Source organism: Lapillicoccus jejuensis (genome assembly GCF_006715055.1).
Taxonomy (GTDB): Bacteria; Actinomycetota; Actinomycetes; order Actinomycetales; family Dermatophilaceae; genus Lapillicoccus; species Lapillicoccus jejuensis.
On the sequence record NZ_VFMN01000001.1, the window covers coordinates 613,623 to 626,285 of the forward strand.

At 76.2% G+C, this 12,663-nt stretch carries 11 protein-coding genes; all 11 read left to right on the forward strand.

The features are described from left to right. Nucleotides 1-14 precede the first annotated feature (14 nt). Nucleotides 15-620 (forward strand): hypothetical protein, encoded by a 606-nt coding sequence (locus tag FB458_RS03000; RefSeq protein ID WP_141846650.1) that lies wholly within the window; start codon nucleotides 15-17, stop codon nucleotides 618-620. Further along, nucleotides 617-2,179: an AAA family ATPase gene (locus FB458_RS03005; RefSeq protein ID WP_141846652.1), complete on the forward strand. Its 1,563-nt coding sequence runs from the start codon at nucleotides 617-619 to the stop codon at nucleotides 2,177-2,179. Before FB458_RS03000 ends, FB458_RS03005 begins: the two co-directional genes overlap by 4 nt. Continuing rightward, nucleotides 2,176-3,516, forward strand: a complete 1,341-nt coding sequence (locus tag FB458_RS03010) for a hypothetical protein (RefSeq protein ID WP_141846654.1) — start codon at nucleotides 2,176-2,178, stop codon at nucleotides 3,514-3,516. The genes FB458_RS03005 and FB458_RS03010 overlap by 4 nt, the downstream gene beginning before the upstream one ends. Continuing rightward, complete coding sequence (locus FB458_RS03015; protein ID WP_141846656.1) at nucleotides 3,513-4,487, forward strand: glutamate ABC transporter substrate-binding protein; 975 nt, start codon at nucleotides 3,513-3,515, stop codon at nucleotides 4,485-4,487. Before FB458_RS03010 ends, FB458_RS03015 begins: the two co-directional genes overlap by 4 nt. Next, on the forward strand, nucleotides 4,487-5,755 hold the full coding sequence (locus tag FB458_RS03020; protein ID WP_211355910.1) for a hypothetical protein: 1,269 nt from the start codon (nucleotides 4,487-4,489) through the stop codon (nucleotides 5,753-5,755). The genes FB458_RS03015 and FB458_RS03020 overlap by 1 nt, the downstream gene beginning before the upstream one ends. After that, nucleotides 5,752-8,331, forward strand: a complete 2,580-nt coding sequence (locus tag FB458_RS03025) for a serine/threonine-protein kinase (protein ID WP_141846658.1) — start codon at nucleotides 5,752-5,754, stop codon at nucleotides 8,329-8,331. The genes FB458_RS03020 and FB458_RS03025 overlap by 4 nt, the downstream gene beginning before the upstream one ends. Continuing rightward, complete coding sequence (locus tag FB458_RS03030) at nucleotides 8,328-8,702, forward strand: zinc ribbon domain-containing protein (protein ID WP_141846659.1); 375 nt, start codon at nucleotides 8,328-8,330, stop codon at nucleotides 8,700-8,702. Before FB458_RS03025 ends, FB458_RS03030 begins: the two co-directional genes overlap by 4 nt. After that, nucleotides 8,699-9,913, forward strand: a complete 1,215-nt coding sequence (locus FB458_RS03035; RefSeq protein WP_141846661.1) for a PP2C family protein-serine/threonine phosphatase — start codon at nucleotides 8,699-8,701, stop codon at nucleotides 9,911-9,913. The genes FB458_RS03030 and FB458_RS03035 overlap by 4 nt, the downstream gene beginning before the upstream one ends. Beyond that, nucleotides 9,913-11,193, forward strand: a complete 1,281-nt coding sequence (locus tag FB458_RS03040; protein WP_141846663.1) for a VWA domain-containing protein — start codon at nucleotides 9,913-9,915, stop codon at nucleotides 11,191-11,193. Before FB458_RS03035 ends, FB458_RS03040 begins: the two co-directional genes overlap by 1 nt. Then, the gene (locus FB458_RS03045; protein WP_141846666.1) at nucleotides 11,190-11,954 is read left to right on the forward strand and encodes a double zinc ribbon and FHA domain-containing protein; all 765 of its coding nucleotides are present in this window, start codon (nucleotides 11,190-11,192) and stop codon (nucleotides 11,952-11,954) included. The genes FB458_RS03040 and FB458_RS03045 overlap by 4 nt, the downstream gene beginning before the upstream one ends. A 259-nt stretch (nucleotides 11,955-12,213) precedes the next feature. After that, nucleotides 12,214-12,630, forward strand: coding sequence for a hypothetical protein (locus tag FB458_RS03050; protein ID WP_141846668.1), 417 nt, complete (start codon nucleotides 12,214-12,216; stop codon nucleotides 12,628-12,630). Nucleotides 12,631-12,663: the final 33 nt, after the last annotated feature.

Below are 12,663 nucleotides of genomic sequence, written 5' to 3' on the forward strand. Positions count from 1 at the left end.
AGACGATCGAGGACATGGGCATCGGTGCGTGGTTCGGCTTCGGCCGGCGCTCGACCGAGCCCGCCGAGCCGGTCGCGACGACCCCGAGCGCGCCCACGGCCGCCGACCTCGTCGAGTCGGTCGACCGCGTCGAGCAGCAGGCCCGCGAGGGCAAGGTCCCGGCCATGGTCCAGTCGCGGCTCGGCCGGGTCTGCCGGGTGGTGCGCGACACCGTGCCCCGGCTGGACAGCCTGGGGGCCGGCAGCCCGATGGGGTACGACGTCGTCGCCACCGCCACCAACTACCTGCCCGACGCCATCGGCGGGTACCTGCGGCTGCCGCGGGCGTGGGCCGACTCGCGGCCCGTCGACCGCGGGCGCACCCCGCTCATGCTGCTCATCGACCAGCTCGACCTGCTCGGCGCGACCATGGACGACGTCTTCGACGCGGTCTGCCGCGCCGACGCGCAGGCGCTCGTGGTCCACGGCCGGTTCCTCGAGGAGCGGTTCGGGGCCGGGGCCTCGGGGGGCGCGCTGACCCTGGGTGCGACCCCCTCGACGCCGATGCCGCCGACGACCGACCTGCTCGGGGACGTCGCCGACATCCGCCCGCTCAGCCCGCCGTCGGGGAGCGGCCGGTGACGACGACCACCCACGACCTCACCGGGGCGCTCGACGCCCTCGCCGAGGTCGCGCGATCCGTCGGCGTCGACCCGCAGGAGGCGCGCCGCGAGGGCACCGCGCTGGCCGCCACCGTCTGCGAGCCGGCCACCCCGCAGTACGTCGCCGCGCAGGCCTGGGCCGCCGCCACCGGCCGCGCCGACGCCGCGGACGTCGCCGCCGCCACGACCGCCTTCTTCGACGCCGCCTCCTCGGCCCGCCGGTGGCGGGTCGACCCGACCGACGCGCTCGCGCGGCTGCGGGCGGGAGGCGGCGACGCGACGTCGTACGCCGACGCGCTCGTCGCGGTCGTGCAGGCCTGCGCGACCCTGCCCGGCGCCGGGCCGCGGGTCGTCGACAACGTCGTGACCGTCTCCGCCGCGCAGCGGGGCGCGGTCGCACCCCTGCCCGGCCTGCCGCCGTCGACGCGGTCCGTCGCACCGCCGGGGGCGCCGTCGTTCATGAACGGCGCGGGCGTCGACGAGGCGACCCAGCGGTCGGCCCAGCTGGCGCAGATGCTCGACGTCGTCCGGCGGGGGCTGCCGGGGGTGGTGCCCGGTGAACCGGGCCCCGTCGGGACGCCGCCGGCGACCCCGCCGGAGCCCGCCGTCCCCGCCGTCCCCGCCGAGCCCGCCGAGCCCGCCCAGCCCGCCGAGCCCGAGCCGACGGTCGAGGAGCTGCTGGAGCGTCTCGACGCGCTGGTCGGTCTGGCCGGGGTCAAGCGCGAGGTGCGCCAGCAGGTCGCCATGCTCAAGGTCGAGGCGCGCCGCGCGGCCGCCGGGCTGCGCAACCCCGACATCACCCGCCACCTGGTCTTCGTCGGCAACCCCGGCACGGGCAAGACGACGGTCGCCCGGATGGTCGGCGCGATCTACAAGGCGCTCGGGCTGCTCGACGGGGGCCACCTCGTCGAGGTCGACCGCAGCGAGCTCGTCGCCGGGTTCCTCGGGCAGACCGCCGTCAAGACCGCCGAGGTGTGCGCGAAGGCGGTCGGGGGCGTGCTGTTCATCGACGAGGCGTACTCGCTGACCGGCGACCAGTACGGCGCCGAGGCGGTCAACACCCTGGTCAAGGAGATGGAGGACCACCGCCGCGACCTCGTCGTCATCGTCGCCGGCTACCCCGACCCGATGGTGGCCTTCATCGGCCAGAACCCGGGGCTGGCCAGCCGGTTCAAGACCACGGTCGAGTTCGAGGACTACTCCGACGACGAGGTCGTCGCGATCCTGCACAAGCTCGCGGGCGACGCCGACTACGACGTCTCCCCCGCCGGCGAGGCGCACGTCCGCGAGGTCCTCGCCCGCACCGAGCGGACGACCGCGTTCGGCAACGGCCGGTTCGCCCGCAACCTGCTCGAGGAGGCCATCGGGCGGCAGGCGGTCCGGCTCCAGGACGTCGAGGACGCCGGCACCGAGCAGCTGCGGACGCTGACCGCCGCCGACCTCGGCGCCGATCCCGGCCCTGACCCGACGGAGCCGAGCGACCCCCTCGTGACGTCGGAGGAGCACCAGGACCCGACCCCCGAGCAGGAGCCCCGATGAGCCAGGCCGTCGCGCGAGCGCAGCCGCCCGCCCCGAGCGGCTCCCCGGCGCCGACCGGGCGCCCGGCCCCGATGCCGGCGCCGCGGGTGGGCGGCACCGTCGTCCCACGCCGTCGCGGGCCGGGCGCGCTGCTGCGCGCCTCGCTCGAGGGCACCCCCGGTCGGCTGCGGCTCGTCGCCGCGGCCGCCGCCGTCGTCTGCGCGGTCCTCGGCCTCGTCGGCGGGGAGGCGCTGTGGTCCTCCTCGGCCGCCCTCACCCGTGCGCAGGCCGACGTCGCCCAGGTCGTCCGGGTCGAGCAGGTCCGCTCCGACCTGCTCGCGGCCGACGCGGCGGCGACGACCGCGTTCCTCCAGGGCGGGCTCGAGGACCCGGCCCGCCGGCAGGCGTACGACGCCGCCATCGACCGGGTCGGGCGCACCATCGCCACCGCGGCGACCGAGCAGCCCGCCGACGGCACCGCCCTCGGCGTCCTCAACACCCAGGTGCAGCAGTACGTCGCCCTCGTGGAGCAGGCCCGCGCCGACAACCGCCAGGGCCTTCCGCTCGGGGCGACGTACCTCTCCCAGGCGAGCGCCGGGCTGCGCAGCGGCACCGTCCCCGTCCTCGACGCCCTGTCGCAGGCCAACACGACGCGGGCGGACGAGGAGCTGGCCCGCTCGTCCGGCGGCACCGCCCTGGCCCTCACCGGCGCGCTCGCCGTCGTCGTGCTGCTCGCGACGATGGTGCTGCTGGCGCGGCGCAGCCACCGCTACCTCAACGTGCCGCTGGCCGTCGCGACCGGACTCGTCCTCGTGGCCCTGGTCGCCGGGTCCGTCACCCTCGCCGGCGTCCGGTCGTCGGTCCAGGACGCGCAGGACCAGCAGGTCGCGCAGGTGCTGCGGCTGACGACGCTGCGCTCGGCCGCCTACGACGCCAAGGCCAACGAGAGCCTCGCCCTGGTCAACCGGGGCAACGGGGCGTCGTACGAGGCGAAGTGGAAGGACGACAGCGCAAGGGTGCAGGACACCGCCGGGAGCCTGCGCGGCGACCTGTTCACCCGGTGGAGCACGTACGTCACGCGGCACCAGGCCATCCGCAAGGCCGACGACGACGGCAACTGGCCCGCCGCGGTGAAGCTCGCCACCGCGACCGACGGCGACTCGGCCGACGCGGCCTTCGCCGTCGTCGTCACCGGCGCCGGGAGCCAGCTCGACAGCGCCCAGACGGCCGCCGCCGACGCGATCACCGCCCCCGGCACCCGCACCACCGTCCTCGGCTGGGTCCTGCTGCTGCTCTGCCTCGGCGCGGCGGTGCTGGCCGTCCGGGGCGTGGGCCAGCGGCTGGAGGAGTACCGGTGACCCGCCGCCCGCTGCTCGCCGCGGTCGGCGCCGCCACCGCCGCCCTGCTCCTGGCCGCCTGCGGCGGGGTGCAGTACGCCGACACGCCCGTCCCGGCCGCGCCGCCCACGACCACCGCCCCGGCGCCCACGGCCGCCGCGACCTCCTGCTCCCCCAGCGCCGTCACGTCGTACGCGCCCCTGCCGTCGACGGACCCCTCGCAGCTGCCCGCGTCGGTGCGCCAGAAGGGCAGGCTCAGGGTCGGCGTCTCCGCCGACACCCTGCTCATGAGCGCGCGGAACCCGTTCACCGGCCAGATCGAGGGCTTCGACATCGACGTGGCCCGGCAGATCGCCAAGGCGATGTACGGCAGCGAGGACGCCCTCGTGCCGGTCGTCGTCACCAGCGCCGACCGCATCCCGAAGCTGCGGTCCGGGAGCGTCGACATGGTCGCGCGGACCCTGTCGATGACCTGCGACCGCTGGTCGCAGATCGCCTTCTCGGCCGAGTACTACCAGGCGGGCCTCGAGCTGCTCGTCCGCAAGGGCTCGTCGGCCACGACCTTCGCGCAGCTGGCGGCCTCGCCGGACGCGGTGGACAAGAAGGTCTGCGCACCGACCGGCACGACGACGTACGCCGCCGTGGTCGCCCAGCAGGGCATCACGCCCGTGGGGGCCGCCACCCACACCGCCTGCCTCGTCCTCTTCCAGGACGGGAAGGTCGGCGCCATCGCCGGGGACGACACCGTGCTCGCCGGGCTCGCGGAGCAGGACCCCTACGCGTTCGTCCCGACGACCCAGAAGCCGCTGACCTCCGAGCCCTACGGCCTGGGGTTCCGCAGCGACGACGTGACGACGGCCCGCTTCGCCAACGCCGTCCTCGACGCGATGAAGAAGGACGGCCGCTGGCAGGCGCTCTACGACCGGTGGCTCGCCCCGCGTCTCGGCGCCGGCTCGCCGCCGGCGTCGGTCTACGGACGGCCGGTGCCGTGATGTCCTCGCTCGACCTGCCCCCCTCGACCTTCGGCGGCGCCGCCCCCGCGTCGGGCGCCGCCGCGCCCGCCGGCCCCCGGCCCGGCGTCACCGCGGGTCTGGCCGGCTCGGCCCCCGAGGCGCCCGGTCGGCTCGGGGCGACGCTCACCCCGGAGCAGGCCTTCGCCTACCTGCGCGACCTGGACCTGTGGCGCGGCCGCCGGCGCAGCGAGCTCGACGCCCTCGACGCCGCCGCCCTCGCCTCGAGCGACCGCGACGCCTTCAGCCGCGACATGCTCGTCTCGATGGCGTTGTGGAAGGCCATCTCCGACCGCTACGACCTGCTCGAGGTCGCCTTCGCGGGCGGGCGCGTCGGCCCGGCCGAGCTGACTCGCGTCTCGGCCCTCGTCTGGGGCCGGCTCGACGTGGCCCCGGGCTCGGCCGCGGGCGCCATCGCCCCGTCCACCTCGGGGGCGCTCGCGCTCTCGCTGCCGGAGGCGTGCCGGCTGTCCGACGCGATGACCTCCTCGCTGCGCGCCCGGCTGAGCCTCGAACCGTCCGGGGCGGAGGTCGGCACCCGCCTCAAGGACGTGCGCGAGACGGTCGAGCGGATCCGCGACCAGGTCGGGATGACGCCCGTCGGGTCGGAGCGCGACGCGGCCCGCACCCTGCTCGTGCGCCTCGAGCAGCGCCTGGCCGACGTCACCGAGCGCGCCAAGCGAGGCGCCGACGTCGGCGGCCTGCTCGCCCCGCTGGAGTTCGACGCCTCGAGCGCCGAGCGCGACCTCATCGTCGGCGCCGGCCAGCGGCTCGACGACGCCCGCGACGCGGCCCGGGCGGCGGAGCTGCGCCGGGAGCTCGTCGCCCGCGGCGAGGCCATCGGGCTGCTCGCCGACCAGTGCGTCGCCGCCGTCACCCCCGCCCCGCGCCTCGGGGTCCCCGACGCCCGCGCGCTCGGCGAGGTCCCCACCGACCCCGTCGCCGTCGACCGCTACCTCGAGCGGCTCGACGCCGTCGGGCGGGCGCTGACGACCGCGCACGCGGCGTACGCGGAGGCCCTCGCCGAGCGCGAGGAGGTCCTCGGGCTGGTCGGTGCCCTCGGCGCCCAGGGCCGTGCCGTCGGGGTGCCGGCCTCCGACCTCGTCGCGCTCACCGCGCCGCTCGAGCAGCTCTTCCGGGCGACGCCGACCGACATGCGACGCGCCCGCGCCCTCACCGCCGCGCTGCAGGCCTACCTGGCGACCTGGTCGCTGCCCGGCGCCCGACCCACGAGCGGGGGACCGCGATGACGACCACGACGCTGCGCTGCACCCAGCCGGGCTGCACCGGCACGATCCTCGACGGCTACTGCGACGTCTGCGGATCGCCGGCCCCCGCCACGCCCACTGCCGCACCCACCGCTCCGGCCAGCGCGGGCGGCTGCACCCAGCCGGGCTGCCCGGGCACCGTCGTCGACGGCTACTGCGACGTCTGCGGCACCCCCGGCGCCGGCGGCACGAGCACGGCGGTCCCGACGGCGACCGTCGGCGGGTCCCCCGGCGGGGCGTCGTACCCCGCGGGGTACGGCGTCGACCCCGACGGCGACGACGGGTCGGGCCTGCCCCCTGCGCGCCAGCAGGTCATCACCTCCGACGTGCCCGACGGCACCCCCTGCCCCCAGCCCGGCTGCGGCGGGCACCTCGTCGACGGGTTCTGCGACGTGTGCGGCTCCTCGGCGCAGGCCGTGCCGGAGCCGGCGGGGGTCGCCTCCCCCGGGTCGACCGCGTCCCGGGCCAGCAACCGGCTGGCCTCCACGGCGCTCGGGTCGGTCCGCGCTCGACAGACCGGCAGCCGCGCCACCCGGCGGGTCGGCGCCGGCTCGCAGCGGATGCGCAGCGCGCGGCTCGGCGCCGGGCTGACGACCATCCCGCCGGTGGCCGCCATCGACGCGTCGACCGCGGTGATGGACGACCCGGTCGTCCCGGAGCCCAAGCGCTTCTGCTCGACCTGCGGCACCCCGGTCGGCCGCGGGCACGACGGCCAGCCGGGCCGCACGACCGGCTTCTGCCCCAAGTGCCGCCAGCCGTTCTCCTTCGACCCCAAATTGCGGCCCGGCGACCTCGTCGCCGGCCAGTACGAGGTCGCCGGGTGCCTCGCGCACGGCGGGCTCGGCTGGGTCTACCTGGCCCGCGACCGCAACGTGTCCGACCGCTGGGTCGTCCTCAAGGGCCTGCTCAACTCGGGCGACCCGGACGCCCTCGCCGCGGCGATCGCCGAGCAGCGCTTCCTCGCCCAGGTCTCGCACCCGCACATCGTCGAGATCTACAACTTCGTCACCCACGACGACGCCGGCTACATCGTCATGGAGTACGTCGGCGGCACGTCGCTGAAGTCGCTGCTCAAGCAGCGGATGCGCAAGGCCGGCCGCTACGACCCGATCCCGGCCGACCAGGCGCTGGCCTACGTCGTCGAGATCCTGCCGGCGTTCCAGTACCTGCACGACCTCGGGCTCGTCTACTGCGACTTCAAGCCCGACAACCTCATCCAGGTCGGCGACGACCTCAAGCTCATCGACCTCGGCGGCGTGCGCCGCATCGACGACGACGAGTCGGCCATCTTCGGCACCGTCGGCTACCAGGCCCCTGAGGTCGCCGAGCAGGGCACGACGGTCGCCTCCGACGTCTACACGATCGGGCGCACGCTCGTCGTCCTCATGACCGAGTTCCGCGGCTACCAGTCGACGTACGTCGCCTCGCTGCCCGCGGTCGCGGACACCCCCCTCTTCCAGCGCTACGACTCCCTCCACCGGCTGCTGGCGAAGGCCTGCGCGCCGTCCCCGGACGACCGCTTCGCCTCGGCTGACGAGCTGCGCGTGCAGATGATGGGCGTGCTGCGCGAGGTCGTCGCGCAGGACCGCGCCGAGCGGGCCCGCGACGGCCGCGGCGGGCGGGCGACCGGGTCGGCCTCGTCGCTGCTCTTCGAGAGCCCGGCCATCGCGACCGACCGGCTCGACTGGCAGACCCTCCCCGCCCTGCGGGTCGACCCGAGCGACCCGCACGCCGGCTGGCTGGCGGGGCTCGAGGGGCTGCGACCGCTCGAGCGGCTCGAGGCCCTGGCCGGGGCGCCGACCCCGCCGTCGCCGGAGGTGCGGCTCGAGACGTGCCGCACCGCGCTCGTCGCCGGGCGCCCCGACGTCGTCGACGCGACCGCCGACCAGCTGCTGCGCGAGGACCCCTGGGAGTGGCGCGCGGTGTGGATGCAGGGGCTGGCCGCGCTCGCGCGCGGCGACTGGGCCGCCGCGCAGAGCGCGTTCAACGCCGTCTACGGGCAGGTGCCCGGCGAGCTCGCGCCCAAGCTCGCGCTCGCCCTCGCCTGCGAGGCGAGCGGCGAGTCGGACGTCGCGATGGGTCTGTACGCCGCCTGCGCCCGCACCGACCTCGGCTACACCCCGGCCGGCGCGTTCGGGCTGGCCCGGCTGCGCGCCCGCGCCGGCGACCTGCGCGGCGCCGTCCTCGCGCTCGACCTCGTCCCGTCGACGTCCGGGGCGCACGCGCTGGCCCGTCAGACCCGCGCCGACCTGCTCGCGCAGCCGGGCGCCGGGCTCGACGCGCTGGCCGCGGCCCGGGCCAGCGTCGAGGGCGTCGTCATGGAGCCCGCCGACCGGGCCCGGCTCGACGTGCGGATCTACGACAACGGCCTGCGTGCCGTCGTCGAGCGCGGCGAGGACCCGGCGCTGCGGATCGGCCCCCACCCGGCGACGGCCAAGTCGATGCGGCTCGCGCTCGAGGACGCGCTGCGGCGGCTGGCGTCGCTGACGCCCGACAAGCAGGAGCGGGTGCGGCTGGTCGACCAGGCCAACACGGTGCGGCCCTGGTCGCTGCGATGACCCCCCTGACGACCGGCGACGAGGACGAGGACGGGACGACGATGACCACAGGGGTGCGGACCTGCCCGCAGTGCGGGACCGAGCGGATCGAGGGCGCGCTCTTCTGCGAGGCGTGCGCCCACGACTTCACCGCCGACGACCTGGCGGCGGGGGTGACGCCGCCCGCGCCCGCGGAGGTGCCCGCCGCCGGGCACGCGCAGACCGAGCCGACCCCGGCGGCGACCCTGGCCGGCACCCCGCAGGCGGCCCCGCCCGGGCAGGAGTCCCCGCTCGACGTCGGCTGGACCGGCCCGACCGTCGTCGGGGAGGCCGCGGCGCCGCAGAGCGGGGCCGGGTCAGGGCCCGGGTCGGCGCAGGAGGGGAGCGCGTGAGCGTGACGACGGAGGCGGGCACCTGCCCGGCGTGCGGGGCGTCGTACGGCGTCGGGGCGCAGTTCTGCGAGGCCTGCGGGACCGACTTCACCGGCGGGGCCGCCGGGGCGCCGGCGGCTGCCACCCGCACCGTGCCCGCCGACCCGGTGACCGCCGAGGCGGGCGAGGAGTCGCCCCTCGACGTCGGCTGGACCGGCCCCGTCTCGCGCCGGAGCAGCAGCGAGCTGACCGGACCGGTCGCCGCGCCGGCCGCGGTGTGCGCCGCGTGCGGCGAGGGGCACTTCGAGGACGGCTACTGCGACGTGTGCGGCGCCAAGGAGCCGGACCCGCGCGACCACTACGAGGAGGCGCCCGCCGCGTGGGTGGCCGGGGTCTGCGACATCGGCCGGCGCCACCACCGCAACGAGGACGCCCTCGCGCTCGACGCCTCCCCCGAGCCGTTGCGCCGGGCCGCCCTCGTCGTCTGCGACGGGGTGTCGAACTCGGTCGACTCGCACGTCGCGAGCCTCGCCGCGAGCCGCGCCGCCCGCGACGTCCTCGACGACCCCGTGCCGCGGGGGGCGGGGACGCGGACGGCGTTCGTGGCCAACGCGGTCCAGCGCCTGACCGACGCCGTGCTCGCCGCGCGCGATGCGGTCGTCGCGACGGCGGCGCCGACCGAGACCCCCCTCGACAGCCCGCCGTCGTGCACGCTCGTCGCCGCCCTCGTCGGCGACGGCGTCGCCGTCGTCGGCAACGTCGGGGACAGCCGGGCCTACTGGCTGCCGGACGACCCGGCCGGGGACGCGCGGCAGCTGACCCGCGACGACTCCTTCGCCGCGGAGCAGATCGCCGCCGGCGTCCCGCGCGAGGAGGCCGAGACCGGCAAGGGGGCGCACGCGATCACCCGGTGGCTCGGCGTCGACGCCCCCGAGGACCTCACCCCGCACACGGCCGACCTCGACCTCGACCGCGACGGCTGGCTGCTCGTGTGCAGCGACGGGCTGTGGAACTACTGTTCCGACGCGGAGGCCCTGCGGCTGCTCGTCGCCGACACCGTCGCCGACCTCGGCGCCGACGGGCACCACCCGCCGACGCTGGCCCGGGCCCTGGTGGACTGGGCCAACGACCGCGGCGGCATCGACAACATCTCGGTGGCGCTCGCCCGGGTCGGCCCGACGAGCGCGCCCGACCAGACCGACCCGATCGACGACACGAAGGACACGCCCTGATGGCACAGTTCACCGCCGAGGTCTTCCAGAACGAGTACCTGCCCGACGGGGGCACCGACGTCCACGCGATCGTCCGGGTCACCTGCCGCGACGCCGGGACGGCCGGCTCGGGGACGGCCGACGCGGCCGAGGTCATCATCGTCGACACCTCGGGGTCGATGGGCGAGGCTGGCATCGCCCAGGGTCGGCACGCGGCGACCGCGGCGCTGACCGAGATCCTCGACGGCACCTGGTTCGCGGTCATCGCGGGCAACCACGTCGGCACGCTCGTCTACCCGTACGCCGCCCCCGGGCAGCCGCAGATGGCGCGGATGGACCCGGTCACCCGGCAGCAGGCGATCGCCGCGATGGGCGCGTTCCGCGCCGACGGCGGCACGGCGATGGGGACGTGGCTGACCAAGGCCACCCAGGTCTTCGACTCCGTCCCGCAGGCGACCCAGCGCCACGCGATCCTGCTCACCGACGGCACCAACGAGCACGAGACCCCCGAGCAGCTGACGGCGGCCATCGCCGCCGCGAGCGGGCGGTTCCAGTGCGACTGCCGGGGGCTCGGGTCGCGCTGGCAGATCGACGAGGTGCGCCGGATCTCCTCCGCCCTCATGGGCACCGTCGACCTCATCCCGTCGGCGGGCGACATGGCCGCCGAGTTCAGCTCGCTGGTCCGGCGCTCGATGGCCCGCGGCGTCGCCGGCGTCGACCTGCGGGTGTGGGCGCCGCAGGGGTCGCAGACCCTCTTCGTCAAGCAGGTCGCCCCGACCCTGGAGGACCTGACGGCACGCCGCACGCAGGTCAACCCGCTCACCTCCGGCTACCCGCTCGGGGCGTGGGCGGACGAGAGCCGCGACTACCACGTCGCGGTCCGGCTGCCGGCCAAGTCGGTCGGTCAGGAGCAGCTCGCCGCCCGCGTGCAGGTCGCGCTGGGCTCCGAGGTGCAGACCCAGGCGCTGGTCAAGGCCACCTGGTCGGCCGACGAGTCGCTGACCACGCGGATCGACGACCACGTCGCGCAGTACACCGGCAAGGCCGAGCTGGCCCAGGCCATCCAGGACGGGCTGGCCGCCAAGGCCGCCGGCCGCGACGACGAGGCGACCTCCAAGCTCGGCCGCGCCGTCCAGCTGGCCACCGCCGGCGGAGACGCGGAGATGACCTCGCGACTGCGCAAGGTCGTCGAGATCGACAACGCCGAGACCGGGACGGTGCGGCTGAAGAAGGGCACCGACAAGCTCGACGAGATGGCCCTCGACACGGCCTCCACCAAGACGACGCGGGTGCGCAAGTGATCTGCCCGAACGGCCACGAGTCGCAGGCCGACGACTTCTGCGACACCTGCGGCGCCCCGATCGACCGGGAGCACCAGCCCGTCGGGTCGGTGACGTCCGCGTCGGCCGAGCCCGCCGCGGCGTCGAGCCAGGCGTGCCCGCACTGCGGCACGACGAACCTGCCGGACGCACTGTTCTGCGAGGCGTGCGGCTACGACTTCACCACCGGGGCGCTGCCCCGGGGCGAGCGGGCCCCCGGGGCCGCCGCCGAGGGTGAGGGGGACGGCCAGGGCGTCGTACCGGCGTCGTCGGAGGGGCCCGACACCGAGCCCGACGAGCCGGTCGCCGCCCCGGCGCCGGCCGAGCCGGTCGTGCAGTGGGTGGCCGAGGTGTGGGTGGACCCGGCCTGGTACGAGGGCCAGGAGGCCGAGGAGCCGCTGCCCTCCCCCGGGCTGCCGACCGTCGTGCCGCTGACCAAGCGCAGCAACCTCGTCGGGCGGGTCTCGGCCAGCCGCAACATCGTCCCCGACGTCGACTGCACGAGCGACACCGGCGTCAGCCGCCGTCACGCGCAGCTGACGACGGACGGGCGGCGCTGGTTCGTCGAGGACCTCGGCTCGTCGAACGGCACGTACGTCGGCCCCGCCGCCGGCCCGCTGCCAATCGACCCCATCGCCGTCGGCCCGCGCACCGAGCTGAGCGACGACGACCGGGTGTACGTCGGCGCGTGGACCCGGATCGTCGTCCGCGAGGCCACCGAGGAGGAGCGGGCCACCCCCTGACCCGACTGCTGCGGAAGCGGACGTCGACGTCACCCCCCGCAACCCGACTGCTGCGTGAGTGGGACGTCGACGTCAACCCCGGATCCCGACTGCTGCCCGGACGGGACCTGGGCAGCGCCTGGGAGATCGGTCAGGGCCCGGTCAGGAGGGGGTCAGCGTTCGACCGAGCGCGTCGACGACGAGGGCGAGCGCTCGCGCGGCCTGCCTAGCGTCGAGCCATCCGCCCGGTCCCTCGCCGGGCCCACCGGAGGGCACCACCATGTCGCACACCACCACGCAGTCCGAGACCACGATCCGCCCGGCGAGCGCGCCACGCAGCACCGCCTTCTCCGTCCTCGTCGGCGTGACCAGCCTCGTCGTCCTCCTCCAAGGGCTGTGGGCCGGGCTGTTCATCCACGAGGGCAAGGACTACACGGAGTCGTGGGTCGAGGTCCACGCCCGTGGCGCGGACCTGGCCATCCTCCTCGCGTTCGTCGCCACGGTGGTCGGCGTCGTGAAGCTGCGCGCCCGGCGCGACCTCGTCGTGGGCTCGGCGGCGCTCCTCGTCCTGCTCGTCCTCGAGGCGTACCTCGGCGGGCTCATCGGCGATGCCGCGTCGATGACCGCCATCCACATCCCGCTGGCGATGGCGCTCATGGGCCTCGTCGTCTGGCTCCCGCTGCGCGCCCGCCGTTGACCGCCGTGGGGTGACGTCGAGGTCCCTCACCCG

Bases quoted from the DNA above. Each gene is read 5' to 3' on its own strand.
- FB458_RS03000 (WP_141846650.1), top strand. From the start codon at position 15: ATGGGCATCGGTGCGTGGTTCGGCTTCGGCCGGCGCTCGACCGAGCCC.
- FB458_RS03010 (WP_141846654.1), top strand. From the start codon at position 2,176: ATGAGCCAGGCCGTCGCGCGAGCGCAGCCGCCCGCCCCGAGCGGCTCC.
- FB458_RS03020 (WP_211355910.1), top strand. From the start codon at position 4,487: ATGTCCTCGCTCGACCTGCCCCCCTCGACCTTCGGCGGCGCCGCCCCC.
- FB458_RS03025 (WP_141846658.1), top strand. From the start codon at position 5,752: ATGACGACCACGACGCTGCGCTGCACCCAGCCGGGCTGCACCGGCACG.
- FB458_RS03030 (WP_141846659.1), top strand. From the start codon at position 8,328: ATGACCCCCCTGACGACCGGCGACGAGGACGAGGACGGGACGACGATG.
- FB458_RS03040 (WP_141846663.1), top strand. From the start codon at position 9,913: ATGGCACAGTTCACCGCCGAGGTCTTCCAGAACGAGTACCTGCCCGAC.
- FB458_RS03050 (WP_141846668.1), top strand. From the start codon at position 12,214: ATGTCGCACACCACCACGCAGTCCGAGACCACGATCCGCCCGGCGAGC.